17 protein-coding genes are annotated in these 24801 nt (G+C 73.1%); 11 read left to right on the top strand and 6 right to left on the bottom strand.

Annotated elements, in window-relative coordinates; translation table 11 throughout:
- The first annotated feature begins 73 nt into the window (after positions 1–73).
- Together WME73_RS13840 and WME73_RS13835 are read left to right on the top strand one after the other, a co-directional pair.
- A complete protein-coding gene (locus tag WME73_RS13840; protein WP_437745930.1) occupies positions 74–1681 on the top strand; it encodes an oligosaccharide flippase family protein in 1608 nt (535 codons plus the stop codon).
- A 225-nt stretch (positions 1682–1906) separates the two neighbouring features.
- A complete protein-coding gene (locus WME73_RS13835) occupies positions 1907–2830 on the top strand; it encodes a DUF4123 domain-containing protein (RefSeq protein WP_437916002.1) in 924 nt (307 codons plus the stop codon).
- A gap of 32 nt (positions 2831–2862) precedes the next feature.
- Here WME73_RS13835 and WME73_RS13830 read toward each other — a convergent pair whose 3' ends face one another.
- Positions 2863–5052, bottom strand: a complete 2190-nt coding sequence (locus tag WME73_RS13830; RefSeq protein ID WP_437916001.1) for an amylo-alpha-1,6-glucosidase — start codon at positions 5050–5052, stop codon at positions 2863–2865.
- The gene (gene xseA / locus WME73_RS13825; RefSeq protein ID WP_437916000.1) at positions 5049–7745 is read right to left on the bottom strand and encodes an exodeoxyribonuclease VII large subunit; all 2697 of its coding nucleotides are present in this window, start codon (positions 7743–7745) and stop codon (positions 5049–5051) included. The genes WME73_RS13830 and xseA overlap by 4 nt, the downstream gene beginning before the upstream one ends.
- A gap of 157 nt (positions 7746–7902) precedes the next feature.
- Between xseA and WME73_RS13820 the strand changes: the two genes are divergently transcribed.
- The 4 genes from WME73_RS13820 (at position 7903) to WME73_RS13805 (ending at position 11532) form a co-directional block, all read left to right on the top strand.
- Positions 7903–8286 (top strand): biotin carboxylase N-terminal domain-containing protein, encoded by a 384-nt coding sequence (locus WME73_RS13820; RefSeq protein WP_437745925.1) that lies wholly within the window; start codon positions 7903–7905, stop codon positions 8284–8286.
- 167 nt (positions 8287–8453) lie between these two features.
- On the top strand, positions 8454–9611 hold the full coding sequence (locus tag WME73_RS13815; protein ID WP_437745924.1) for an IMP dehydrogenase: 1158 nt from the start codon (positions 8454–8456) through the stop codon (positions 9609–9611).
- 197 nt (positions 9612–9808) lie between these two features.
- The gene (locus tag WME73_RS13810; protein WP_012235105.1) at positions 9809–10153 is read left to right on the top strand and encodes an SCP2 sterol-binding domain-containing protein; all 345 of its coding nucleotides are present in this window, start codon (positions 9809–9811) and stop codon (positions 10151–10153) included.
- Positions 10154–10344: 191 nt separating this feature from the next.
- On the top strand, positions 10345–11532 hold the full coding sequence (locus tag WME73_RS13805; protein WP_437915999.1) for a CaiB/BaiF CoA transferase family protein: 1188 nt from the start codon (positions 10345–10347) through the stop codon (positions 11530–11532).
- 98 nt (positions 11533–11630) lie between these two features.
- Here WME73_RS13805 and WME73_RS13800 read toward each other — a convergent pair whose 3' ends face one another.
- Positions 11631–13175, bottom strand: a complete 1545-nt coding sequence (locus WME73_RS13800; RefSeq protein WP_437745922.1) for a hypothetical protein — start codon at positions 13173–13175, stop codon at positions 11631–11633.
- Between the two features lie 142 nt (positions 13176–13317).
- Here WME73_RS13800 and WME73_RS13795 point away from each other — a divergent pair, with 142 nt between their 5' ends.
- Positions 13318–16155, top strand: coding sequence for a protein kinase domain-containing protein (locus tag WME73_RS13795; RefSeq protein ID WP_437915998.1), 2838 nt, complete (start codon positions 13318–13320; stop codon positions 16153–16155).
- A 10-nt stretch (positions 16156–16165) separates the two neighbouring features.
- Positions 16166–17245, top strand: a complete 1080-nt coding sequence (locus tag WME73_RS13790) for a hypothetical protein (protein ID WP_437745920.1) — start codon at positions 16166–16168, stop codon at positions 17243–17245.
- A gap of 37 nt (positions 17246–17282) precedes the next feature.
- Here the strand turns inward: WME73_RS13790 and WME73_RS13785 are convergent, their stop codons facing one another.
- Positions 17283–18098: a uracil phosphoribosyltransferase gene (locus WME73_RS13785; RefSeq protein ID WP_012235100.1), complete on the bottom strand. Its 816-nt coding sequence runs from the start codon at positions 18096–18098 to the stop codon at positions 17283–17285.
- 242 nt (positions 18099–18340) lie between these two features.
- On the opposite strand from WME73_RS13785, the gene WME73_RS13780 reads away from it, so the two are divergent.
- Both WME73_RS13780 and WME73_RS13775 read left to right on the top strand, forming a co-directional pair.
- Positions 18341–18829, top strand: coding sequence for an SMI1/KNR4 family protein (locus tag WME73_RS13780; RefSeq protein ID WP_437745919.1), 489 nt, complete (start codon positions 18341–18343; stop codon positions 18827–18829).
- 57 nt (positions 18830–18886) lie between these two features.
- Positions 18887–20824, top strand: coding sequence for a protein kinase domain-containing protein (locus tag WME73_RS13775; RefSeq protein ID WP_437915997.1), 1938 nt, complete (start codon positions 18887–18889; stop codon positions 20822–20824).
- Between the two features lie 14 nt (positions 20825–20838).
- Here WME73_RS13775 and WME73_RS13770 read toward each other — a convergent pair whose 3' ends face one another.
- Positions 20839–21831 (bottom strand): hypothetical protein, encoded by a 993-nt coding sequence (locus WME73_RS13770; RefSeq protein ID WP_437745917.1) that lies wholly within the window; start codon positions 21829–21831, stop codon positions 20839–20841.
- A gap of 194 nt (positions 21832–22025) precedes the next feature.
- Between WME73_RS13770 and hisD the strand changes: the two genes are divergently transcribed.
- Positions 22026–23408, top strand: a complete 1383-nt coding sequence (gene hisD / locus WME73_RS13765) for a histidinol dehydrogenase (RefSeq protein ID WP_437745916.1) — start codon at positions 22026–22028, stop codon at positions 23406–23408.
- Between the two features lie 167 nt (positions 23409–23575).
- Here the strand turns inward: hisD and WME73_RS13760 are convergent, their stop codons facing one another.
- On the bottom strand, positions 23576–24505 hold the full coding sequence (locus WME73_RS13760; protein ID WP_272103306.1) for a DUF4388 domain-containing protein: 930 nt from the start codon (positions 24503–24505) through the stop codon (positions 23576–23578).
- Positions 24506–24801 lie beyond the last annotated feature (296 nt).

The following is a 24801-nucleotide window of genomic DNA, read 5'->3' as shown; positions in this document are numbered from 1 at the left end:
TCACGGGCTAGCCGGGCGCCGCGCGCACGCCTCGGGAGGCCGCTCCTGCCCGCGCATGTGCTACCGAGCCGCCATGCAGGACGAGCAGCCCGCCCCGGTCGAGCCGAGCGCGCCCTCGCGGGCCCCGGAGGTCGCGCGGGCTGCCAAGGCAGCGCCAGGCCCCGGCGAGGCGCAGGGCACATCGCTGGCCGACCGGATCGGGATGATCGTCGGCGGGCAGGTCGTCAACACGCTGATCGTCCTCGTGCAGGGCATCGTCGTTGTGCGGCTGCTCGGCAAGGCCGAGTACGGCGTGCTCGCGTTCGCGACGATGCTGTTCGTGACGGGGCGCGATTTCGCGCTGCTCTACCTCCCGGAGTCGTTCCTCTATTTCGCGCCCAAGGTGACCCGCGCCGAGCTCCGTGGGCTGGTGCGGCAGAGCATGCTGCTCCTGGTCGGCCTCGGGGCGCTGTCCGCGCTGGCCTTCTCGGTGTTCGCGCTGGTTCCCAGCGTCTTCCTCGACGGCCGCGAGGGCGTCACGCAGCTCCTCCTGCTCATCGGCCTCATGAGCGTGATCGCCTACCCGGCGAGCGTGTTCGGCCCGCTCTTCATCGCCACGAACAACCACCGCAAGTCGGCGGGGCTCGCGCTGATCGTCACGCTCTCGAACGCCGCAAGCGCGATCGTCCCCGCGGCGCTCGGGTGCTCTATCGCCTGGATCGTGGCCGCCCAGTGCGCCGCGCAGGCCCTCCGGCTCTGGCTCTCGTACCGGCTCTACGCGCGGCTGTTCCAGGACGTCGCCGCGGCCCCGTTCCCTGGCGGCGTCAGGGCGCAGCTCGCCTACGCGCTCCCGCTCTCGGTCACGCGCTTCGCCGGCCTCTTCAACCAGAAGCTCGACAAGTTCGTCATCGGCCTCTTCTTCAGCGCGGGTCTCTACGCCGAGTTCTCCGTCGGCTCGCAGGAGCTCCCGCTCGTCGGCGTCCTCGCCTACTCCGTCGCCTCGACGATGCTCCCCGACCTCGTCGCCCGCGTCGAGAACGGCCGGACGCCGGAGGAGGGCGCGAGGGCGGCGATCGACCTGTGGCACTCGGGCGTCCGCAAGACGACGCTGATCATGCTCCCGATCGCGGTGTTCCTCCTCCTCTTCGCCGAGCCGCTCATGCGCGCCATCTACGGCGACGCCTACGCCGGCGCCGCCGTCCCGTTTCGCATCTACTCCGCGCTCCTGCCGCTGCGCGTGACGGCGTACGCGATCATGCTGATGGCGTTCGGGAAGACGTCGATGATCCTGCGGATCCAGGTGCTCTCGATGGCGTTCAACGCCGCGGCGAACCTGGTCCTCCTGCCGACGGTCGGCATGGTCGGCGCGCCGCTCTCGGCGGTGCTGACCCAGGTGCTCGTGATCGCCTTGACGGTGGCCTGCATCGCGCGCTTCTCCGGCGTCGGCCTCCGCGGCGTCTTCCCGTGGGGCCATTACGGGCGCGTCGCGGCCACCGCGATCGTGGCCGCGGCGCCGCTCGCCGCGTTCCTGCTCACGGGCGCGACCGACAGGCGCCCCGCGCTCTGCCTCGCGCTCTGCGCCCCGCTCTACGCGGGCCTCTACCTCGTGGCCGCGCGGGTCACCGGCGCGCTCGCCCCCGAGGACCGGGCGTTCGTGGCGCGCTGGCTGCGCCTCGAACCGCTGCGGAGCCGCCACGGCTGACGCATCCGCGCGCGTCGCACCCTCGCTGTCTCGGGCGGCGAACGAGGGCTGCCAGCGTGAAATGCGCGCAGGCTGCGCCAAAGGGCCCTCGCCTCGAAGGCGGAAAAGATTGACAGTGGCCGGGTCGTCTCCCGCGTGGCGCCCGCCTTCGGGTGGATTTCCCGCCGATCGGTGTTCTAGGCTTACTTGCCGGCCTCATCGGCGCCTTGTGCGATGGAGACGACCATGAGCGAAGACCAGGAAGCAGGGCTCGTCCTCCGGGTCATCTCGGGCCCCCTGGCCGGGCAGACGGCGCGTATCCCTGGCGACCGTCCGCTGCTCGTCGGCCGCGCGCCTGAGTCGGATCTCTCGATCACGAGCGACGGTGAGCTCTCTGCCCTGCATTTCTCGGTGGAGCAGATCGACGGCAGCTACCTCCTCCGCGACCTGGGGAGCCGCAACGGGACGCAGGTCAACCGGGAGCGGGCGCGCGAGGTGTCGCTCCGGGACGGCGACGAGATCCGCGCGGGGGGGACCGTCTTCGCGGTGGTGCGCCGCGAGGTGAGCCGCCGCTACGCGCCGACCGAGCCCGCGCCGCCCTCGCGCCGCGCGCGCAGGGCCGCGGTGCTCGCGACCGGGGCGCCGTTCGCCGCGTCGGCGCGGGCGCGGCTCCGGCAGGAGCGCTCGCCGCTCTTCGCGGTGGTCGACGCCGCCCGCGACCCGCGCATCCGGCTGCTGCTCGGCGACGCGGGCGAGCAGACCGCCTCGCTCTACACCGGCTTCCAGGGCGAGATCCTCGCGGACGTCGGCCCCACGCTCGTGCACCTCCCGCACGGGTCCAGGCTGCTCGACGCGCTGGTCGACGGAGGCTGGGGCGACTGCTGGGGCGTCTTCCTGACGAGCGACCGCGCGTTCGGCGACGTGCGGAAGCACCTCCGCCGGTTTCTCCTTGTCGAGAACGGGACAGGCAAGCAGCAGTATTTCCGGTTCTACGACCCGCGCGTGCTCCGCGGCTTCCTGCCCACGTGCGGTCCTCGAAAGATCGAGGCGCTGTTCGAGGAGGTCGAGGCCTTCGCCATGGAGGCCGAGGATCCGGGGAAGCTGCTCCGCTTCACCGCCCGGGGCGGCAAGGCGCTGCGCGAGGAGTCGGCGCTGGAACGCGACGGCTGAAGGCGCGCGCCGGCCCCGCGGGCCGGCGTGGCTCAGCGCGGCGGCGCGCCCGCGGCGCTGCCTGGGTCCTGGGCGGGCAGGTCCCAGGCGACGAGGCGCAGGAGCTCTGCCACGCTGAAGGCCTGCGCGAAGCTGCCACCAGGGTGGTGCGGCGGCTCGCCGGCGGCGACCTCGGGCACCTGGCCGAGCGCGATCTCGTTCGCGGCCGCGGAGGCCGCGAGCCGGTGCAGCAGCGGGATCACGTGCTCGCCGAGCGTGGAGAAGCGCCGGGCGGCGCGCGCGTAGAACCCGAGCAGGAACGGCCAGGCCGTGCCCTGGTGGTAGGCGCTGTCGCGCGCCTCGGGGCCTCCCTGGTACCGGGGCGCGTAGGCCGGATCGGCCGGCGAGAGCGTGCGCACGCCGGCGGGGGTCACGAGCTCCAGGCGGACCCGGTCGAGCAGCGACGCGGCCCGCTCCGGCGTGAAGCAGGCGGGATCCACGGCGACGGCGATCAGCGCGTTGGGGCGGATCGACGCGTCGCGGAACGCGCCCTCCCCGTCCGCGCGCTCCGAGATGACGTCGTACGGGTAGCCGGTCTCCTCGCACCAGAAGCGGGCGGCGAAGCCCCGACGCGCCGCGCTCGCGGCCGCCTCCGCCCGCCCCGCGAGGCGGGCGTCGCCGGCGGCCCGCGCGAGGCGCGCGAGCGTCTCCGAGCCCTTCGCCCACAGCGCCGTGAGCTCGACCGGGCAACCGGCGCGCGGGGTCACCGCGCGGCCCGCGACGCGCGCGTCCATCCACGTGAGCCCGTCGAAGGCGCCCTCGCCCAGGCGCCCTGCGGCGAAGAGGCCGTCGGCCGTGACGTGGATCCCGTTCCGGGTCCCGCGCACGGCCGCCTCGAAGGCGTCGCGGAGCGCGCCGAGCAGCTCGCCCGCCACGAACGGGTGCGTGTCGCCGACCGCGTCCGCGAGCAGGCGAGCCGCCTCGAACAGCCAGAGGGTCGCGTCGGCCGCGTGGAAGTCCGCCGGCTCGCCCGCGTCGGGGAGCCGGTTCGGCACGAGGCCGTCCTGCATCGCGTCGATCATCGCGCGGAGGACGCGGATCGCGGCCTCGGTCTTGCGGGGCACGAGGTAGAGACCGGGCAGGGAGATGAGCGCGTCGCGGCCCCACACCTCGAACCAGGGATAGCCCGCGATGACGCTGGGCCGCGCGGCCGCGTCGGCGCGGAACGCCTCGGCCGCGATGGTGAGCTTCCGCTCCAGGAGCGGGCGCCGGGGCCCCGGGTCCTCGGCGCGGATCGCCGCGCTCGCCGCCGCGAGGAGGTTCTCCGGCTCGTCGTCGGGCAGCGCGCCCACCGCCACGAGCAGGTGAACGGGCTCGGCACCGATCACCGTCTCGAAATGGCCCGGCGTCCAGAGATCCTCGAGGAAGTCGAGGCCCCGATCCTGCTCGCCGAGGTACTCGAAGCGTCGCCACCAGTCCTGCGAGCCGACGAACGTGCCCTGGTAGCGGAAGCAGATCCTCGGCAGCGCGCGGTTCGGCTGCACCCGGACCTCGCCCATCACGGGGCGGTCGCGCCCCGAGCCGGGCTCGCCGCGCGCCGCCCCTGCGCGCAGCTCGACCTTCTGGGAGATCCCGCCGTTCTCGCGGAGCAGCTGGTGGATGTGGCGGGCGGCGAGGAGCGGGCGCAGCGTCAGCATCACCGGATCCGCCCCGCTCCAGGCATAACGGAGGACGGCGGCGTTCTCGCCGCGCACGAGGCCGAGCGTCACCTCGAGCTCGCCGCCCGGGACGGCGTACGCCCAGCGCGGGAGCGGATCCTGATCGAAGCGCTCGAGGTAGAACGAGCTGCTCTCCGGATCGATGCCCGGGAACTGGTGCTTGGCGAGGTCCCACCGCGGCCACGAGGCGCGGCGCTCGGACGGCGCGCCCTGCTGTCGGACCGGGCGGACGCAGACGTCGACGTGCGAGAGCATGACGTGCCGGCGCCGCGGAGGGTCGAGGGCCGCGACGAGCAGGCCGTGGTAACGGCGGGTGTGCATGCCGGCGATCGTCGAGCTCGCGTAGGCCCCCGCGCCGTTCGTGTGCAGCCACTCCTTGCGCGCGATCGAGAACTGGCCCCGCACCTCGACGTGCGGCCACGGCGAGGCGTGCTCGAGCGCGGCGCCCTGGCCGCGGGGCGCCGCGGGCGTGGACGACAGCGCGTCGTGGGGCGGGGAATTCCGCCGGGATCCGTCCGAGCTCATCGACCGCCGGTTGCCTTCCTGAGCGAATCCTCGGCGGCGGAGCGCATCACCTCGACCGGCGCCGGGAGGCCGGTCCAGAGCGTGAAGGACTGCGCCGCCTGGCCGACCAGCATCCCGAGCCCGCCTTCGGCGCGGAGCCCTCTCTCGCGCGCCGTCCGGAGGAAGGGCGTCACCGGGGGGTTGTAGACGAGGTCGTAGAGGCACACGCTCGGCGAGAGCGCGTCCCACGGGATGATGCCCGTGACCTCCTCCCCGGGCGGCCCCCCGAGCATGCCGGCGCTCGTGGCCTGGATGATCAGGTCGGCGGCGACGGTGAACTCGCTCCAGTTGAGCCGCAGCGCCACGGAGGACTTGCTGCTGATCGACCTGTCGGTCGGGATCGGCCAGGGCGCGGTGAGCGCGCCGAGCTCGGACGCGCGCTGCCCCGCGGGCGACTCGAGCATCGCCTCGGTGCCGGTCCACGAGCGGGTGGTCACGCTGATGAGGTGATAGCCGAGCAGCTTGCACGCGGCGATCGCCGCGAACGCCGCGCCGCCCGCGCCGATGATCACCGCGCGCTGGCGCGGGCTCGAGCGCGCGCCGTACGGCCCCTCCGGATCGTCCCCGCGGGGCGGGGCGGATCCCAGGAGCAGCGCGAGCTCGTCGCGGAGCGCGACCACGTCGGTGTTGTACGCCGTCACGCGCCGCGCCTCCGTCGCGCAGAGGACGTTCGCGGCGCCGACGTCGGCCGCGCTCGCGTCCACGTCGTCGACCATCGACATGATCGCGCGCTTGTGCGGGATCGTGACGTTCGCGCCAGCGATAAGGCCGCTCCGGATGTCGCTGACGAAGCGCGCGAGCTCCGCGCCGGTGGGCACGTCGAACGCGCTGTAGATGTGCGGCAGGTGGTGCGCCCGAAACGCGGCCGAGTGCATCGCCGGCGAGACCGAGTGGCCCACCGGGTGCCCCACAAGACCGAACCTTCGCCGCTCAGCGTTCGACATGGTGCCTCTCCTCAGGACCGGCCTCCGCGCGCCCTGCCCCACCGAGACCTGGCCGGCGGCGCCCGCGCGACCGACGGCCGGGGCGTGCTCCTCGGCCGCGAAGCCGAGCCCGAGTTGCTCGCACGCGGGCGCGCCGGGCTGCGTCCTCTTGCGCCTCGGCGCGCGGCCGGACGCGGCGCGCGGGCCGCCGCCCTGGCGCGCAGGCGGCGCGGGCGCCGCCGCTGCCACCGCTGCCGCCGCTGCCGGCGCGTGCGCGTGGCCCTCGACGAGCGGCTCGTCCGGACCTGCGGTGACGACGACCCGCGCGAGGAGCGCGCCGTGGTGCACGCGCACCGCGATCGGATCGCCCGGCGCGACCTCGCGGTGATCCCGGACCGCGCGCCCCGACGCGTCCGTCGCGATGGCGTAGCCGCGCGCGAGCACGCGGAGCGGCGACATCGCCTCGAGCCGGGCCACGTCGCCCGCGAAGCCCTCCCGCAGGAGGGCGACGTGGCGGTGCGCGGCGGCGGCGAGGCGCACCGACAGCGGCCTGAGCGCCCCGCGGGCGCCCGCGAGCACCGCGCGCGGGTGGCGCGCGGCGAGCCTCCGCTCGAGGCGCTGGAGCGCGGCGCGATCCTCGACGAGGATGCGCTCCATGCGGCGCCGGAGCCTCGCCATGGCGTCGTCGATGCGCTGCTGGGGCTCCGCCAGGATCTGCGCGGGCGAGCCGAGCCGGGCGCGCTGCCGGTCGAGATCGGCCCGAGCGCCCCGGAACCGGTGGGCGATCGCGCGGCGCATGCGGGCCTCGAGGTGCTCCAGCGCCGCGCGCCGCGCGGCCGCGTCCGCGACGAGCATCTCTGCTGCCTGCGAGGGCGTGGCGGCGCGCGCGTCGGCGGCGAGGTCGGTCAGCGCGACGTCGATCTCGTGCCCCACGGCGCTCACGATCGGCACGCGCGCGGCCGCGACCTTCCGGACGACGATCTCCTCGTTGAACGCGCTGAGGTCGTCGGCCGAGCCGCCCCCGCGCCCCACGATGATCACCTCGATGCCCGGGAACTCCTCGAGCAGCGCGATCGCGCGCACGATCCGCTGCCCTGCCCCGGCGCCCTGGACCGGCGTGCGCGCCAGGATCAGCCGTGCGCCGCCGCGGCGGAACGCGACGGTCACGATGTCGTGGATCGCCGCGCCGTCGCCGCTCGTGACGACGCCGATGATCTGCGGATCGACGGGCAGCTTGCGCTTGCGCTCCGGCGCGAAGAGCCCCTCGGCGGCGAGCTTCTCCTTGAGGCGGAAGAGCGCCTCCAGGAGCGCGCCGCGGCCGGCGAGGCGCGCGTCGTCCGCGGAGAACTGGAGCCGGCCCCGAGGCACGTAGACCGTGGCGCGGCCGGTGAGCACGACGCGCGCGCCGTCGGCGAGCAGCTTCCGCGCGCGCGGCGCCGCGGTCCTGTACATCACGCAGTCGATGGCCGCCTCTTCGCTCTCGTCCTTGAGCGTGAAGTAGGCGTGGCCGCTGCCCACGACGCGCAGGCCCGAGATCTCGCCCTCGACGCGTACGTCCGCGGTCGACCCCTCGAGGATCCGCTTCAGCCGGCGATCCAGCTCCGCGACCGAGACCACCTCCGGCTCGGCGCCCCGCTGGCGGCGCGAGGGCGGCGGGCCCGTGAGCTCGCGAGGCTCGGCGACGGGAAGGGCCGCGAACGAGAGCTCGGGCGGGATATCGCGGCGCTGCACAGGGCAGACGTACCCTTTTGCTCGGCCTGTGGAAAGACTCTCGCGGGCCTGATCCCGCGTCAGGCGAGCCCGCCGTCGGGCGCGCGACGAGGCTCGGCGCGGAGCGGCGGAGCGACGGGCCGTTCGCGGAGGCGATTCCGTGTGAGAGGGCCGGCTCGTGATCCGCAAGGTCCTCCTCCCCGACCGCGGCGAGATCGCCGTGCGAGTCCTCCGATCGCTGCATGAGGCCGGCCTCCAGGGCATCGCCGTCTGCAGCGACGCAGGCGGCGACAACCTCCATGTCCGCCTCGCGAGCGCGTCGTACGCCATCGGTCCCACGCCTGCGGCCGAGAGCTACCTCCGCTTCGACCGGATCCGCCGCATCACCAGTCGTTCCGGGGCAGGCGCTATCCATCTCGGGTACGGAAAACCGCGAGTTCGAGGAAGCATGCGAGCGGACCTCATCGGACTCCTCGTCGCCGAGGAGGGGTCGCAACGCGGCGTGACACGTCGCAGCGCACGCCATTCGCGACCCGCCGGGGACGTCCTCGGCAGGCCGTAGTCGGTCGTAACCAGTCGTAACCAGTCGTAACTGGTTGTAACGGGTTGTAACAGAGCGGGTCGTCAACAACGCGCAGCACCCTACGCAGCGCGTTGTCCCAAAGTCCCCTCGCTCCGGCCTCGGTCAATGCTATTCTACCGCCAACTTTCGGTCGGGGTGGAGGTGCGATGGGACGCGAGGCGAAGGGCCAGAAGGACCCGCTTGGGTCCGTCGCGATGCTCCCGTCGATCGAGGTCCGAGCCCACGAGCCTCCCTCTGCGACAGGCAGGCCGGCGACGCAGCGCGCGGGCGAGCCGGCGAGCGACGCCGCCGTGACGCCTGTCCCACGGGCCCGTTGGTTCGACGCGACCGCTCCCGACGTGACGCCAGCGGGGGGCACGGACACCCGGCGGCGCTGGGCGATCCCGCTCTTCCTGGCCGCGCTCGTGCTGGTCGTGACCGCGCGCGGCCTGATATTCCGTGCGCTGTTGCCGGTCGCCCTCGTGACGGCGGCGGTCGCGCTGCTCGCGCGGGGACGGCGGCAGCTCGTGCCCCCTCCGCAGGTGAGCCGGCGCGGGCTGAGCCTCGAGGGCGATCAGCTGCTCCTTCGAAGCCAGAGCAGCGCTGCGCAGCACGTGCTGCTCACCACCCGCGAGCGGTTCGGCGTCACGCTCCTCGCGACGCCGCGCCGGGATCGTATCGTCGCCCTGCTCAGCTCCAGCGCCGGGATGTCCTCCATCGGGGCCGGCTTCGACGGCCCCTCGCGGCGCACCTTCGCCGCGTTGCTCGACCACGCGTCCGTCGTGGGCTCCGACGAGGTCGGGCTCGAGGCGATCGGCCCGGACGGCGAGCCGATCTCGCTCAGCCCCGCGGCGCTCGCCGCGCTGCTCGAGGAGCTCACGCTGCGCTCTCCTGGGTGCCTCGAGCGCTTCCTCCTGACCGACGCGCGCGGCGCCGCCCTCGGCCTCGACAGCCGCGAGCTCCGCGCCGGCGGCCGCGTCTTCGATCTGACGGCGCCGCTCGAGTGGCGCGCGTTCGTGTTCCAGGAGGCGCTCGGGCAGGCGATCGCGGTGTACCAGGGAACGTGGGTACGCCAGGGTACCAACGAGCTCTCCCTCGTCTGTCTGCTCCCCGCGATGACGCCGCCGCTCGACGTGCTGGGGACATCGCTCGGCCCGCTCGATCGCGGCGCGCTCCGTGACCTCCGGCTGATGCAAGGCATACCGGAGAGCCCGCCGCCCGCCGATCAGCGCGTCGCCATCGATCGCCTGCTGATGGTCCCGATCCGATCCGCGCTGGACAAGGCGCCCCGGCCCGCCGCGCAGGCGCCGCGCGCGCGTGCATGACGCATCCACGGTGAACCCAGCGCCAGGGTTGTCCTGATGGGTCGACGAGGCGGCGCGCCAGGGCTGCCCTGACGGAGCGAGGAGACAGCGCGCGGGCGTCGTGCTTCGCTTGACTCCCGCGCGCGGGCACGGGTAAACCGCGCTCGGTATCCAGGCGATTTCGAGTCACCGTCCCACACGACATCCGGAGGCGATCCATGGCCGTCGATATCCAGAAACTGTTCAACGAGGAGCTGCCCGCTGCGCTGGTGAAGCATTCGGACGCGGCCAAGCAGATCGGCGGGAAGTACCAGATCAACGTGACGGGCGAGGGCGGCGGCGAGTGGCTGATCGACCTGTCCGACAGCGGGCCCAAGCTCTCCTCGGGCAACCCTGGCAACGCGGATGTCACGATCTCGCTCAGCAGCGAGGATTTCCAGAAGCTGCACGAGAACCCGCAGGCCAACTCGATGCAGCTCTTCTTCGCGGGCAAGCTGAAGGTCACGGGCAACCAGATGCTCGCGATGAAGCTCCCGAAGCTGTTCCAGCTCAACGCGGGCTGATCCGGGCGCCGGCGGAGATCCGGCGAGCCCGCCTGCGCCGCCGCGCGCGGTAACGGCTCGCTGGTGGATCGCAGCCACTGCGTCCGCCCCAGCCAACCTCGTGTGCCTTCTGCGCGCGGCGCGCCCTTCGCTCATCATTCCTCGATCGCTCGATCCCTCGACGGATCTCGCGCAACGACAGGAAAGCCGCCGTGCGCCCTCTCACCGACACGCGCGTCCTCGATCTTTCGAGGCTCTTGCCGGGCCCCTTCGCGACCCTCGTGCTCGCGGATCTCGGCGCGACGGTGGACAAGATCGAGGACGTCGCCGGCGGGGACTTCCTGCGCCAGCTCCCCCCGCAGATCGCCGGAGAATCCGCGGCGTTCCAGCTCTTGAACCGCGGCAAGCGCAGCGCCCTGCTCGACCTGAAGGCGCCTGAGGGTCGCGACGCCTTCCGCCGGCTCGTCGCCGGCTACGACGTGCTCTTCGACCAGTTCCGCCCGGGGGTGCTCGATCGGCTCGGGCTCGGTCACGCGGCGCTGCGCGCGGACAACCCGCGGCTCATCGTCTGCGCGCTGACCGGCTACGGTCAAACGGGCACGCTGGCGGCGCGCGCGGGGCACGATCTCAACTACATCGCGCGCGCGGGGGTCCTCGGCGCGCAGGGGCCCGCCGAGGGGCCACCGCAGGTGCCGGGCTTCCAGGTCGCCGACATGAGCGGCGGGATGTGGTGCGTGATCGCCATCCTCGCCGCGCTGCGCGAGCGGGAGCGGACCGGGCAGGGCGCGGTGCTCGACATCGCCATGACCGACGGCGTGCTCGGCTTCGCCCTTCCCACGCTCGCCGCCGCGCTCGCGAGCGGCGGAGAAGCGGTCGGGGAGACGGCGCGCGCGGCGGGCGGCGCACCGCTCACCGGCGGGCTCGCGCCGTACAACACCTACCTCTCGAAGGACGGGCACGCGATGGCCCTCGCCGCGCTGGAGCCGAAGTTCTGGGCCTCGTTCTGCGAGGGCGCCGGGCTCGATCCCGACCCGAGCGCGCTCGTCCCCGGGCCGCACCAGGCCGAGCTCAAGCGCAAGCTGGCCGCCGTCGTTCGGGAGAGGACGCGCGCCGAGTGGGAGACCTTCGCCGCCGAGCGCGACTGCTGCCTCGAGCCGGTCCTCGATCCGCGGAGCGCCGCGGCGGATCCCCACCTCGCCTCGCGCGATCTCCTGTTCGAGATCGCCTCGCCGCGCGGCCGGATCCCCCAGCTGAGGACGCCGGTCACGCCGGCGGGCGTCGCGTTCACGCCGGCGCCTCGAGCCGGCGAGCACACGCGCGCCGTGCTCCGCGACGCGGGCTTCTCGGAAGGGGACATCGACGCGCTGATCCGCGCAGGCGCGGCGCGGGAGGCGCGCTGACGGCCGCCGTTCGCGAGCGCGCCGCGCGCCACGTGCCACGTGCCACGTCGAAGATGCGCGCGGCGCGCCGGCAGCGGCGACCGAGCTGCTGCTTCGCGTCAGATCTTCTTCAGCTCGTCGACGAACTCCCAGTCGGCGATGAGGTGCTTCTTGAGCATCAGCGACAGGAGCGCGGCGAACATCGCCTCCCAGCGCACGTTGTTGCCGAGGATCTCGCTCGCGTCGGCGCCGTGGGACACCGCGCGCAGCGCGGAAACCAGATCGCGCGCGGTGAGGCCCGAGTCGTCCGCCGTGGGAGGAGGAGGCGGCTCGGACTGCGCGGTGGCGCGGGGGGACGGGGCTTCTTTTCGCGGCTGCTGCGGCTGCTGCTGGGATTTGGACCCGCGCGCGGGGAGCGTGATCGTCGTCCCGTCGAGCAGGGTGAGCGAGACCATCCGCCGGCGACCGCGGCCTTGCGGCGCGGGGATGTTGCGCACCTCGCGCTCGCTCGGGGGCTCGTCGCCGTAGTCGGGCACGCTCTCCGGGACGGTGCGCGCCGCAGCGCTGGCGCGTCCGAGCACCGCGCCGAGGAGAGCCGCGGCTGGCGTGCTCGACGTCGGCGCCCCGTCCATGCTCGGCGCCGCGTCGCCGGCGGACGCCGCGACGGGCCCCGGTGCGGAGCTCGGGCGCATCGTCTTCCGGCGCTCCGGCTGCGCTGCCTGCGCCTGTGCCGCCTGCGTGAACTGCGCCTGCGCTGGCTGCGCAGGTTGCGCGGGCGTGGCGGATCGTGCTGCCTGCGCCGCCGCGAGCAGCTCGGGCGTCGGCGCGACCTTCAACGTCGGCCGCGAGCGCTCGTCCGGTCGGCCGCGGATCTGCCGCTCCTCCGGGGAGCTGCGGACTTCCTTGGCCGCGGAGCGAGGCGGTTCCCACGCCAGCTCGTCATCCATGACGCCCACGTCGGAGGGGTCGACGTCGGAGGTCTCGATCGCCGGCCCCGCGTCCTCGACCAGCCGCGCCCCGGATCGCATGGCGGGCCTGGTGAGCAGCAAGGGCTCCGGCGTCGATGGCGTCAGCGGCGTGTCCTCCGCGTGGCGCGCGGTCTCGGGCGCTCCGGAGAGCTCGGACGAAGGAGGCGGGTCGGCGGGGCGCGCCCGCGACTGCGGCTCGCTCACCTGGGCCTGCTTCGCGGGCGCGGGCGGCGGCGCCGAGCGGGCGCGCGCTCCGTAATAGACCCGGATCGCGTTCCGGATATCGCTCGGCGGAGCGATCATCGCGCGCACGGGCAGGCCGGAGAACGCCATGCACTCCTTCATGCCGTCCTCGTTCGTCGGATCGTCCATCGCGACGTACAGCGTCTCGCCCTGGTTGCGGACGTGGCGAACGTAGATCGGGACGAGGCAGTAGCGCTCGGCCACGTCGTGCGGGACGAGGTTGAGCAGCTGCCGCGAGAACTCGATGTGCAGGAGCGACACCCACGGGACAGCGAGCTGGTGCGACAGGATCTGCGTCAGCTGGGTTTCGTTGATGAGCCCTTGCTCGACAAGGAGCGTCCCCAGCCGCCGGCCATCCGTGCGCTGCTGCTCCAGGGTCCTCTCGAGGGCGTCCTGGGTGATCATCCGCGCGTCGACCAGGAGCTGACCGAGACGTAGGCGAGGCGTAACCATCGCGCCCGAGGTTACCCCAAGAAGGATCCAGGACCTAACAGACGGCTGGACGAGCCCCCCCGCCCCCCTCCGGACGGCGCCCCCTCGGGCCGAGGGAGACCTCGACTCCAATCGCTATCCCGAACGTGGTAAGGTCCCGCGCGTGTCCACAGTGGTCTGCCCGCAATGCGCGAATCCGTGCGAGCAGGCGCACAAATTCTGCCCGGTGTGCGGCTTCCCGATCTCGGAGTTCAACCGGACGTCCGACGATCCGCTGATCGGGACGACGCTCCCTGGCAACTACGTGATCCTGGAGCTCGTCGGGGTGGGCGGCATGGGCCGCGTGTACAGGGCCGAGCAGAAGGCCCTGGGGCGCACCGTGGCCGTCAAGATCATCCATCCCCACCTGCTCGGCGACGAGAGCGCGTCGGTCCGGTTCATCACCGAGGCGCGCGCCGCGAGCCGCCTCAACCACCCGAACTCGGTCGGGGTCATCGACTTCGGTAAGAACGGCGGGCAGCTCTACCTCGTCATGGAGTTCCTGCGCGGGCGCGACCTTGCCCGCGTCGTCTACGAGGACGGCCCGCTCCCGTTCCGCCGCATCGTCGACATCCTCTGCCAGGTGCTCGCGGCGCTCGCCGAGGCGCACCACCTCGGCATCATCCACCGCGATCTCAAGCCCGAGAACATCGTGCTCGAGCCGATGCGCTCGGGCGGCGACTTCGTGAAGGTCGTCGATTTCGGCCTCGCGAAGCTGAAGGGGGAGGTCGCGACGACGAACATCACGAGCCCCGGCATCGTCTGCGGGACCCCGGACTACATGGCCCCGGAGCAGGGGCGAGGCGATCCGATCGACGCGCGGAGCGACCTCTACGCGTGCGGCGTCATCCTGTTCCAGCTGCTGACCGGCCGGCTCCCGTTCGAGGCGGAATCGCCGACGCAGGTGGTGCTGATGCACCTCTCCTTGCCGCCGCCCGATCCCGCCCTGCTCGCGCCGGAGCGCGAGATCCCCGAGCCGCTCGTCGAGGTCACGCTCCGGGCGCTCGAGAAGGACGCCGCGCGGCGCTACCAGTCGGCGGACGAGTTCGCGGCGGCGCTGCGCGCGGCGCTCGGGACGTTCGACACCCCCTCGGGGCGCTTCTCGTTCTCCGACGCGACGGTCATCTGCGGCTCGTGCCGGGCCATCGTGCCGCGCGGCCAGAAGTTCTGCGGCGAGTGCGGCGCCAGGATCGCTCAGGCGCACTCGCCCGCCCCTGCGCCGCGCGCGGCGCCCCAGGCCGCCCGGCGCGATCGCGCCCCCTCGGCCCCCACGCTCCCGCTCCCGTTCGCGGCGCGCGAGGACGACCTCGCGTGGCTCGACACCTGCCTCGCCGACGTCGAGGGCTCGGTCGTCGCCGCGCGCATCGTCGGCGAGCACGGCGTCGGCAAGACCCGGCTCCTCCGCGAGTTCCTCGACGTCGCCGCGAGCCGGGGCGACATCGTCATCCAGACCGGCCCGGACCCGTGGGGCGCGGAGGTCGGCTACTACGCGCTCCGCTGGGCGATCGCCGGGCTCGCCGAGCTCCCGCCCGACGGCGGCAACGCGTCGAACTGGAGCGGCGCGACGCCGGAGGCGCGGCGCGGGCTGCTCGAGATCTTCGGCAAGGGCGACCGCGGGAGCGACGTGCGCAGGCACGCGTGGAACAAGCCGACGGCGGGGGGCCTGTCGCCCGACGATCGCCGCTTCATCGCCGCGGAGGCCCTGCGCTGGGCGCTCTCTCGCGCGCAGCAGACCGCCTTCCCGCACCGGGTCCTGCTCGCGATCGACGACCTGCACGCCGTCGACGGCGCGAGCCGGAACGCGTTCGCCGACGTGATCGCGGAGCCGCCGCTCGCGGCGCTGCTCATCGTCGCCAGCCACACGCCGGGCTTCGAGCCCGAGTGGGGCGGCGCCGTGCGCGCGCTCGGCGGCCTCCCGAAGGACATCGCGCTCTCGCTCCTCCGCAGCTGCGTCGGCCTGGACCACCGCGCCGCCCGCAAGACGCCGCCGAGCATGGGCGGCCTGCGGCTGTCGCCGCGGCGCGACCCGTCGGACGGCGCCGCCGATCAAACCCCGCTGGCCCTGCCGCCGAGCGCGGCGAGCCCGGCCGTCCTCGGCGGCGAGGCCGCGACGGTGCCGCCGCTCTACATCGACCAGCTGGTCCGCTACACGCTCGAGGGGGGCAGCGACCCGCCCGCGCGGATGGCCGACCTCGTCGCCGCGCGGATCGAGCGGCTCCCGCAGGACGCGCGCCGCACGCTGCAGGCGCTCGCCGTCATCGGCGACGCGGCGGACCGGGCCACGCTGCAGCGCCTGCTCCCGGACATCCGCGCCTTCGACGACCTGCTCGGCAAGCTCGCGGCGGCGGGCATGATCGAGGAGCACTCGAGCGGCATCCGCACGGCGCACCCGCTGCTCCGCGACGTGACGCTCGCGACGATCCCGGCCGGCGTCCGGCGCGATCTGCACGCCAAGGCGACGTTCGACAGCGCGGGCGACCCGCTCGCGCTGCCGCTCGAGGTGCAGGCGATCCACGCCTACCACGCGCAGAACGCGTTCGTCGCGCTGATGCTCCTCGAGCAGGCGGCGGACCGCTCCGCCGCGCGCGGGGACAGCGCCGGCAGCGTGCTCGCGCTGCGCCGCGGCCTCGATCTGGCGCGGCGGGAGATCTTCCGGGGCGAGCTCGACGATCCGGTGCGCGCCGTCCTGATCTTCAGCCGGAAGCTCGGCGAGGCGCTCGCGCGCGCCGGTGATCTGACCGACGCCGACGGCGTGCTGCGCGAGGCGCTCGACCTCGCCGGCCCAGGCGGGCCTGATCGCGCGCTCGTCCTGGGCGCGCTGGCGCACGTGGCGCACCAGCGCGAGCGCACGGGCGAGGCGTCGATGTACCTCCGCGAGGCGATGGACCTCGCCCGGCAGGGCGCCGACAGCGACGTGGTGCAGTCGCTCGACAAGATGCGGCGCGAGTGGATGTCGCGCTGAGCGAGAGACGGTGAACGACGAGGAACGATCGCGAGGGCCCGGATCGCCGGCGAACGCAGCGGCATCGCCGCCGCGCGCGCCGTTCATCGCGCGGTGGGACCTCGACAAGACCTACCTCCGGACCGACTTCGACACGCTGCGCGACCTCGTGCGGACCGCGATCGAGCGGCCGGATCAGAAGCGCACCGTGCCGGGCGCGGGGTCGCTCCTGCGCGAGCTCGGCCGCGCGGGCGTCGAGACCCACATCCTCTCGGGCAGCCCGGAGCAGCTCCGCTCCCGCATCGAGCAGAAGCTGCGGCTCGACGGGGCGCGCTGGGCGTCGCTCACGCTGAAGCCCAACCTGCAGAACATCCTCCGCCTGCGCTTCCGCGCGCTGCGCGGGCAGCTCGGCTACAAGCTGCCCGCGCTGCTCCAGCGGCGCTGCGAGCTCGCGGATCAGCGCGACCAGAGCGGCGCGCTCATCCGCGAGGTGCTGCTCGGGGACGACGCGGAGGCCGACGCGTTCGTCTACTCGCTGTACGCGGACGTCTGCGAGGGCCGGGTCACCCCGCTGGAGCTCGGCGAGGTGATGCGGCTCGGGCACGCGTACGACGACACCATCGTCGATGCGATCCGGTTCGCGAGCTATGTCGAGAAGGGCCCCGTCGTCGAGCGCATCCTGATCCACCTCGACCGCCAGTCCTCGCCGTCGGATTTCCGGATCTTCGGCGACCGGGTCGTCCCCTTCTACAACTACCTGCAGGCGGCGTTCGTCCTCCACGAGGACGGCCGGATCGCGGCGCACGCCGTGCTCCGCGTCGCGCAGTCGCTGGTCGTCGCCCACAACTTCGACAGCGTCGCGCTCGCGCGGAGCTACGTCGATCTGTCGCGCCGCGGGCACGTCTCCGGCAAGGGCATCGCGTCCCTCGCGGCCGCTTACGGCGAGCTCGCGCAGCGCAGGGCCGCGGGCGCGAGCGATCTCGGCGCGATGGTCGCGGAGCTCACGCGGCTCTGCAGCGATCTGCGCCCCGCCGTGAGCCGGCCGCACGCGGACATCGACTATCGCGCGCTCGCCGCCGGCCACAACCGCCGCTCGAAGCGCGGCCGCTGACAGCGGGCGGGGCGCCGCCGCGGCGACGGCCTCGCGCTCACAGCCAGGCGTTGTTGAGGATCTCGCCGACGCCGCCGGCGCCCGGGACGATGTACTGGATGCTGTTCAGGCCGCGCTCCTCGTCCCAGTGCGTGCCCGGCTCGGTCTTGAGGACGCGCGCCGGCGAGAGGCCGCGATCGAGCCGGAGCGCGTAGATGATGGCGTCCGGGTGAGCCTCGGTGACGCGGCGGATGTACTCGGGCGTGACGATGAGGTGCATGGCGATGCACTTGGCCGGCCGCCCCTCGAGCGCGGTCTTGTAGTACGTCATGGCGCTGACCATGGACGAGCCGGTGGCGCCCATCGGGTCGGGGAAGAGCACGTGGCGCCCCTCGACGTCGCGGCCGATCTTGGCGTCGTGCCAGGTCGCGCCGACGACCTCGCCCTGCTCGTTCGTCTGCCGGCTCATGAACAGGTGATCCTGCCGGACCAGCGCGGGGTCGAGGACCTCGTTCAAGAGCTCGTAGACGACCTGGGAGGGCATCGTCCCGGCGCGCGCGATGCCCACGGTGACGGCCTTGGTCGCGCGCGACAGCGCGGCGCCGCGATACACGGCCTCCGGGTGGGAGGAGATCATCCGGGTCGGGATGTCGACGCGCGCGCGCCCCAGCTCGGCGGCGAGGACGGCGCGCGCCAGGTTCTGGTAGAGAACCCCGACGAGACGCCCGACGTCGGGCTGGACCGTCTCCGGGGAGCAGGCTCGAGCCAGCAGAGTCCATGCGAGCGGGTCATCGAGCAGGTGCACGCACGGACCGTACCGGTGAGCGATTTCGGGGGGCCGGAATCGACTCTCAGCGTACGCAACGTCGACCATCGTTTTTCTGTTACACTACCTGGCCCGGCGCGGGGTATTCCTCCGGTGCGCGCCGGTGCTCTCCCCGGGAGCGGAGTGGTTTCGAAGCGATGAGGGCGCCCGCCCAGCGGGCTGTCCCGGTGGACTTGCAAAGGAAGGGATGTTCGGTGGATAGCGACCTTGCCGAGTCGGTTACGGCGCTCAAGGATGCCTTTGTCCGAAGAGGCATCCCTGCGAGGTTCGGAAAGGCGGCTCCAGCGGCGGTGGAAGAGCTGCGCAAGACGCTGCGGGTGCCCGCGAGGTACCGCGCTTTTCTGCAGGAGGCCGACCCGCTCGACGTCGAGACGGTGACCCCGGTTGAGCGTGTACGCCTCATCCCCTCCGAGAAGCTCGCGGCCGAGCAGCAGGCGAACGGCGGCGACAGCTCCCTCGCAGGCTGGCGCAAGAGCTGGATCCTCATCGCTCGCAGCGCCCTGCTGGGAGATCCCTATTTCCTCGACATCTCGAAGCTCGACGCCGAGGGGGACTGCCCTGTGTTCACCTGTATGACAGGGATCGAGTCGCTCAAGCCAGAGCTCTGCGCGTCGAGCTTCCAGCAGTTCCTGCGCATCCTCGCTACCTCGATGGAGGTCGCGTCCGGCTTCGGAGAGAGCGGCCTCGACGACGACGACGAGGCCATCTTCCGCGAGGCGCTCGCGCCGAAGATCAAGACCATCGACGCCGCGGCGCTCCGCGCGGGCCACTGGACCTGACGTAACCTCCACGGCGCGCTGCTCGCCGGGCGCGCCGCGGATCGAGCTGACCGCGCCATGGCCAGGTGCCTCGTATGCAACGCCGAGAACCCCGGCTCCGCCCGGTTCTGTGTGGCGTGCGGCGCGTCGCTGACCGCGAAGGAGGCGGGCGTCGGCGCGGCGACCTCGGCGCCTCCTGCGCCCGGCCCGCGGACGACCGTCCCTGGGCAGCCGCTGCTGGGCGCGCTGGTGCCCGAGGATCCGGCGCACAGGGCCCGCCTCTCGGCCCTCGCGGCCGGCGGCGCGAACGGGCCCGCAGCCAACGTCCACGCGCCTCACATCGTCCCCGCGCCGCTGGCGGGCTCGCTGCCGCGGCGCGCGCCGGGCGGCCACCTGCCGGCGGGGACGCTCGTCGATCAGAAGTACGTGGTCGAGCGGGTGCTCGGCGAGGGCGGCATGGGCGTCGTCTACCTCGCTCGGGACGTCCACACCGGCCTGCACGTGGTGCTGAAGGCGGTGCGCCAGGAGCTCGGGCACCGGCCGGATGTGCGCGCGCGGACGCTCGCCGAGGGCCGCGCGCTCGCGCAGATCGATCATCCGAACGTCGTCCACCTGAAGGCGGTGGTGGCGGAGCGAGACGACCTCTGGCTCGTCATGCAGTACATCGACGGCGAGAGCCTCGAGCAGACGCTCGCCAGGTACGCCGAGGAGCGCCGGCGGATGCCCCTGCCCGAGGCGCTCTCGATCTTCCGCCAGATCGCCTCCGGCATCGCGGCCGCGCACCGCGAGGGCGTGATCCACCGCGATCTCAAGCCGGCGAACGTACTCATCCGCGGCAAGGACGGCGTCGCGAAGGTCACCGACTTCGGCATCGCCAAGGCCGAGGCGGACGCGCTCGCGGGGCGCGGGCTGACCAAGGGAATCATCGGCTCGCTCTATTACATGTCGCCGGAGCAGGTCCTCGGGCGCCGCGACCTCGACAAGCGGGTGGACATCTACGCGCTGGGCGTCGTGCTCTACGAGATGCTGGTAGGGCAGGTGCCGTTCGACGCCGAGAGCGACATCGAGATCATGCGGCAGCACGCGGAGGTGCCGCTCCCCCTGGTCAGCGCCGTGCGTCACGACGTCCCTCCGGCGCTCGACGCCTTCCTCCAGAAGGCCTGCGCCAAGGAACGGGCGGATCGCTTTGCCAGCTGCGAGGAGCTGCTCGCCGCGGTCGACGCGATCGCCCACCCTGCGCCTGCCGCGGCCGCCGCGCCGCTCGGCGCGTCGAGCCGCCCGCCGCCGCCCGCGGCCACGACGGTCGACGAGGTCCGCGAGGGGCTGCGGTCGCCGTCGGGCGCTGCGCTGGCCAGCGGGCCTGCGGGGTCGCAGCGCGCGCGCGGCTCGTGGCTCGCGATCGGCGCCGGGGCCCTCGTGATGTTCGGCGGGGCCGCCGCGCTGCTCGGGCTGGGCGTGCTCGACAGGCCGCGCGATGGTCGCCGCCGGGCCGTCTCGTCGAGGGAGCAGCGCCCGGCGGCCAGCGCGAGCAGCACCACCCCGGCGGCGAGCGCGGAGCAGCCGCAGTCGTCGCCGCTCGCCAGCCTGATCGGGCTGTGGGTCGGCAACGGGCGCGAGCTCGAGGCCGTCCTTGCCGGCGAGTCGCTCGAGTTCCGGGTCCGCCGCCCGGAGCAGTTCGCGCCGCAGGACTATGCCGAGGGCGAGGCCCGCTTCTCGCTGCGCGAGATCCCCGGCGAGACCGGGGTGTTCGCCGTCGAGGACCGGCTCCGCTTCATCGCCCCCGAGTCGCGCAAGTTCGATCCGGCCCGCTCCAGGGGCACCTGCCAGGACGTCCGCAGCGCGGTGGAGGGCCACCCCCTGCGCGCGAGCTTCGACGGGGCCCGCCTGAGCGTCGAGTTCGCGAAGATCGAGCCCTCGACGAGCAACTTCGTGGTGGAGCGCGGCAAGGTCGTCAGCTGCGTCGGCCTCAGCGCCCTCCCCGCCACGCGCGTCGTGAGCACGCTGTCGCGGCTGTAGCGCGGCACGCCGCGCTACAATCCGCCGACCGCGGGCACCGGCTGCGGCTTTCCGGCGTGGATGACCGCGCAGCGGACGGTCGTCGACGAGGTCGGCGCGCTCGCCCGCCCGCCACCCAGGACGAGCGTGCCGAAGATGTTGCGCGCCGCCGCATCGACCTCCGCGGCGCCGCGCGGCGGCACCGGGTTCCCGCTCGCGTCGAACACCGTCACCGCCTGCACGACGCCGCGGGCGATCTCGCCCTCCGGGAAGGACATCATCACCGTGGCGCGGACGTAGGCCGAGGCCCCCTCGACGATCCCGAAGCTGTACGGCTTCTTCGCGAAAGCGCCGCAGAAGCCGCTCGTGCCCATGCCACCGTCGGGCCCGTAGTTCGCCGACGCCCACTGCCCGACGTTGACCGTGAGCCCGCTCTCACCCGAGCCCTGCGCGTACTGCACGCACTGGGCGAGCGCGGGATCCCACATCGCGCCCGTTGGGCAGCGCCCTACCTTCGCGCACGCCTGGCCGGTCCAGACCTCGTCGCGCGCGCAGGTCTGCGAGAGCGGTACGCACGCGGCGGTCGGACCGTCGACGATGAGCTCCTGGCCAGGTGGGCACCCGAGCTTCTGCCCGGCGCCGACCGCGACGCCGATGTTGGTCGCCACCTGCTCGCGCGACACACAGTAGCCCGTGCTCTGGTCGATCTCGTCGCCGGGCCGGCAGCGATCGGGAGCGCACCCGCCGGCCTCGTAGTGGCGACCCACGCCGCAGTAGGCGTTCGCCGCCTGGGGCGTGAGGCACTGGCCCGCGACCGAGAGGTAGCCCTTCAGGCATCGGCAGCGGTTCTGCTTCGTGTCGAAGCCGGCGCCGTCGCTGCACGACGAGATCGAGCAGCGGCAGCTGCTGCCCTGGCAGATCTTGAGGAAGCAGGAGTTCTCCGGGCAACCGACGAGCACGGCAGGCGCCAGCGCGAGGAGCACGACCGAGAGCGCGGTGGAGGCGAGACCAAACGAGCCGGACCGCATCGGGCGACCCTACTCGATCCGCTCAGGCCGGGGAACTCGGGGAGCGACGCGCGGCAGCCGCCGCGATGCGCTGCCGCGACCGCGGCGCGCGCCGCGGTCGCAGCCGCGCGGCCGACATACCGGCGGCCGGGGTGGTGTGGTACGGGGTGTCGCCACCCACGCGGAGATTCCACCGCGCCGGTCCATATCAAGCCATGCTGCCCATCTACATCGAAGGTTCGCCTCAGTTCGAGTCCACCCTGTCAGCCCTGCGCACCCGCGGCACGGGCGACCTCGCGAACGTCACGCCGGCCGTGACCGAGATCATCGACAACGTGCGGCGCGGGGGGACGTCCGCCGTGCTCGGGTACATCGAGAAGTTCGAGCGGAGGACGTCGAAGGCGCTCGTCCGCCACGCAGGCCCCGAGGCGGAGGGCGGATTCGGCGGAGCCGAGGCGCTCGCGAGGCTCTCGCCGGAGGTCCGCGCCGCGCTCGAGACCGCGGCAGCGAGGATCGCGCGTTACCATGAGCGGCAGCGCGACGCGGGCGATCTCGGCCCCGCGAACGTGGCGGCGAACGGCCCCGCGCTGCAGGCCGGCTTCAGCTACGAGGAGGAGGGCGTCCTGCTGGGCATGCGCGTGCGCCCGCTGCGCCGGGTCGGCGTCTACGCGCCGGGCGGCAAGGCCCGCTACCCCTCCAGCGTGCTCATGTCGGCCATCCCCGCGCGCATCGCCGGCGTGCGGGAGATCGTCCTCGCGAGCCCGTCGGCCGACGACGCCACGCTCGCCGCCGCGCACCTCTCCGGCGTGACGACCCTGCTCGACTCGGGCGGCGCGCAGGCGATCGCGGCCATGGCCTACGGGCTCCCGGAGCTCGCGCCGGTCGACAAGATCGTGGGGCCCGGCAACGCGTACGTCGCCTGCGCGAAGAAGCTCGTCTTCGGGGATGTGTCGATCGACGGCATCACCGGGCCGAGCGAGATCCTCGCGCTCGCCGACGAATCCGCGGATCCCCGGCTCGTCGCCGCCGATCTCCTCTCGCAGGCCGAGCATGACGAGGCGTCCTACGCCCTGCTCGCGACCACCTCCGCGAAGCTGGCGGAGGCGGTCGCGCGCGAGCTCGACGCGGCGCTCCCCGAGCTCACGCGTCGCACGATCGTGCAGGCGTCGCTCTCGACGCACGCGGCGGCGCTGGTCGTCGGCTCGCGCGCCCGCCTCGCCGAGATCGCCGACCAGCTCGCGGTCGAGCACGTGGCCTTCCACGTCACCGACGCCGAGGGGTTGTTCTCGGAGATCGGCACGCTCGGCGCCGCGTTGCTCGGCGACCTCACCCCGGTCGCCGCGGGCGACTACCTCGCGGGGCCGTCCCACGTCCTCCCGACCGGCGGCTCAGCGCGCTTCGGTGCGCCGCTCGGGGTCTACGACTTCGTGACGCGCGCGAGCCTCATCCGGTACTCAAGCGCGGCGCTCCGGACGCAAGGCCCGATCATCGAGAAGCTGGCCTTGGCCGAGGGCCTGCAGGCGCACGCCCGCGCCGTGTCGCTCCGCCTCGCGAGCAAGGCGACCGACCCCGCGAAGCGCGGCACGTCGCAGTCCTGACACCGCGCTGCCGCCCGGCGCGCCGCGCCCTCGGGAGCGCGGCGCGCGAGGACGCGCTGTCGACCGCGCTCCCCTGACCTATCGAGCTCGGTTCAGCCGAGCGCTGCGCGCGCCGCCGCGATCGGCCGCCTTGCGCGGCCTCGCGACGCCGTGCGCTCCCGCCAGGCTCACTCGGCGCGGAGGTAGCCCGCGTTGATCATCTTCAACACGGACTGCGCGGTCTCCAGATCCGTCGCGGGGCTCTTGTTGAGGACCATCGCGAGGTGCCCGTGGTTGTAGACGACCTGGAGGACGTCGAGATCGACGGGCGAGAGATCGCGGAGCTGCGGCTTGAGCGGCTGGGGGATGACCAGGCGCGCCGACAGGTCCGGGAGCTGGTGGCGGATGTTGTTCAGCTCGTCGATCTGCCGGAGCCCCTCCATGAGGAGCTCCTGCACCGTCGCGCTGATCTCGCCGGTCATGACCCGCTCCTCGGCCGCCTCGAGGTCGAACGTCCCGCCGGCCCAGGTGAGGATCCGGTAGACGCTCTTCAGCGGCGGGACGTCGGTCAGATCGTTGATGGTCGCAAAGGTCACGATGCCCTTGCGCAGGTAGATCTTGCCGACGTCGTCGTCGGAGCGGACCACGAGGACGCCGCTCTTCTTCGATGTGCCGAAGAGCTGCAGCAGATCCGGGAGCGGGATCTCGTCGATCGACCCGGACATCGACCGGGTCTGACCGCTCCTCAGCGATGGCTCGTCCATCCGTTTCCGCGCCGGCGGCGCGCCCGGGTCGGTGGAGACGACCTTGAGGATGCTGGTGCCGATGAGCACCCGATCGCCCTCCTTCAGGGTCGTCTTCTTGATCTTCTCGCCGTTGACGAACGTTCCGTTCGTCGAGCCGAGATCCTCGATCACAATCGACTGTTCGGTGCAGGCAATCCGGGCATGGCGCCGGGAGACCATGTCCTCGACGAGGACCATGTCGAGGTCGCTGGAGCGACCCACGACGATCTCCTGCTGCTCCCCGAGGGGGAATTCGCCGCCTTGGTACTTCCCGGAGATGAAGCGCAACGCTAGTTGCCGCGTTGCCGACACCTTGGGAGCGTGGTTATCCATCGCAGGGAGTAAAAACCTTCGTGCGCTTACGAGAGCGCCAGCAGGGGGCAAAGCTTAGTTTCACCGAGCAAAGGTGGTCAAGAGATCCGGTCTGTTCTTTCAAATGAGTCGGCTCGTCCGATCCTGACGCAACGCGCCGGCCCCCCTCCCTCGGCCGCCACAGTGGCGAGCCGCGGGGGTAGGGGCCAACGTACTCGGCGCACGCGAGTGTATCCAATTTGAGGGAAAGAGGGCGATTGGCTCCGTCGAAACGGCCGGCATCGCCGGTTTCCGGGGCCCCCGGGCCCCGGGCGGTG

This window comes from Sorangium sp. So ce302 (assembly GCF_051530145.1).
Taxonomy (GTDB): domain Bacteria; phylum Myxococcota_A; class Polyangia; order Polyangiales; family Polyangiaceae; genus Sorangium; species Sorangium cellulosum_B.
Note: the sequence above shows the minus strand (reverse complement) of the source record. Positions and strands in the feature narration are given on the sequence as shown.

Bases quoted from the DNA above. Each gene is read 5' to 3' on its own strand.
- WME73_RS13815 (WP_437745924.1), top strand. From the start codon at position 8,454: ATGGGACGCGAGGCGAAGGGCCAGAAGGACCCGCTTGGGTCCGTCGCG.
- WME73_RS13830 (WP_437916001.1), bottom strand. From the start codon at position 5,052: ATGAGCTCGGACGGATCCCGGCGGAATTCCCCGCCCCACGACGCGCTG.
- WME73_RS13800 (WP_437745922.1), bottom strand. From the start codon at position 13,175: ATGGTTACGCCTCGCCTACGTCTCGGTCAGCTCCTGGTCGACGCGCGG.
- WME73_RS13760 (WP_272103306.1), bottom strand. From the start codon at position 24,505: ATGGATAACCACGCTCCCAAGGTGTCGGCAACGCGGCAACTAGCGTTG.
- hisD (WP_437745916.1), top strand. From the start codon at position 22,026: ATGCTGCCCATCTACATCGAAGGTTCGCCTCAGTTCGAGTCCACCCTG.
- WME73_RS13810 (WP_012235105.1), top strand. From the start codon at position 9,809: ATGGCCGTCGATATCCAGAAACTGTTCAACGAGGAGCTGCCCGCTGCG.
- WME73_RS13775 (WP_437915997.1), top strand. From the start codon at position 18,887: ATGGCCAGGTGCCTCGTATGCAACGCCGAGAACCCCGGCTCCGCCCGG.
- WME73_RS13770 (WP_437745917.1), bottom strand. From the start codon at position 21,831: ATGCGGTCCGGCTCGTTTGGTCTCGCCTCCACCGCGCTCTCGGTCGTG.
- WME73_RS13785 (WP_012235100.1), bottom strand. From the start codon at position 18,098: ATGGTCGACGTTGCGTACGCTGAGAGTCGATTCCGGCCCCCCGAAATC.
- WME73_RS13840 (WP_437745930.1), top strand. From the start codon at position 74: ATGCAGGACGAGCAGCCCGCCCCGGTCGAGCCGAGCGCGCCCTCGCGG.
- WME73_RS13835 (WP_437916002.1), top strand. From the start codon at position 1,907: ATGAGCGAAGACCAGGAAGCAGGGCTCGTCCTCCGGGTCATCTCGGGC.